The following is a 985-nucleotide window of genomic DNA, read 5'->3' as shown; positions in this document are numbered from 1 at the left end:
TCTCTTTTGTTCTTTTGCAAAAGAAGTTTACGCATCTTAAACATCGTAGAAGAACAGATAAAGATGGCAATAAGTCTTCCATACACATGACATTCTAATCGCTCTTTTTTGATAGTTTGCCAATGATGAATTTGAAATAAGGATTTCCACGTTTTAAAAATAATTTCTATTTGCCAGCGAAGGGAGTAAAAGTCATGTATTTGTTCCATCGGAACAACTCCTTCAGGCGTATTTGAGACATATATGTTGATACCCGTTAATCGTTTACTCTTTTCTGAAAATGTAATACCCTTTTTACTTTCAGTGTAACTTTGTTTTTTTCTACGTTCCTGTATCTGTTTGTCTGTTAAACGATAGATAATTACACGTGTGAATAGTTTTTGATTCTTTCCAATGTAAGCTTCTTTTATTTCGTATGTTTGACCGGGTTTTAAATTGTTCATAATATGTTCTAAATCAACTTGGATATACTGTGATTGCTTTTTTACGGTTCCGTTTCGAAAGTATTCTGGAAACGGATTTTTTACATACACGGTATGGTTTAATTTTAATCTGGATATATAATAAGCACCTCGTTGATCCATTTGATCTAAGTCTTCTAATGAAAAATAACCTAAATCACGGATACATAAATCGCTTGGACGTAATGTGTCTAAGCATTCTGTTCCAAAGGTCTTATCATTATTTTTTCCTGGACCTATCTGAAAGTTTAGAAACTGTCCGCTATGTAAGTCATATTCTAATTGAATCTTGATACCCGCTGTTTGTGCACAACCACCTGATCCAGGATATACATGGGCTAAATGTTTTGGTACTTGGAAAATCGTCGCATCTAAAATACGAATTCGTTGAAAATACGTGAGCGCCGCGCTTGAAATGGCCGATGTTTCACAGATTTTACTTTTCCATAATGCCGAAAAAATATATTTCAAAAATTCAACCGCTTTTTTATCAAAGCGTTTATTGAGTCCTTCTGGACTCATAA

The 985-nt window shown here is 33.8% G+C and carries 1 protein-coding gene; it reads right to left on the bottom strand.

Translation table 11 applies throughout. The features are described 5' to 3' along the window. Positions 1-985, bottom strand: a 985-nt coding sequence (locus IE264_RS38860) for an IS4 family transposase (protein ID WP_190167949.1), incomplete at both ends; no start/stop codon positions are given.

The sequence above is a fragment of the Streptomyces microflavus genome (genome assembly GCF_014650075.1).
In the GTDB taxonomy this organism is placed as follows: domain Bacteria; phylum Actinomycetota; class Actinomycetes; order Streptomycetales; family Streptomycetaceae; genus Streptomyces; species Streptomyces microflavus.
Note: the sequence above shows the minus strand (reverse complement) of the source record. Positions and strands in the feature narration are given on the sequence as shown.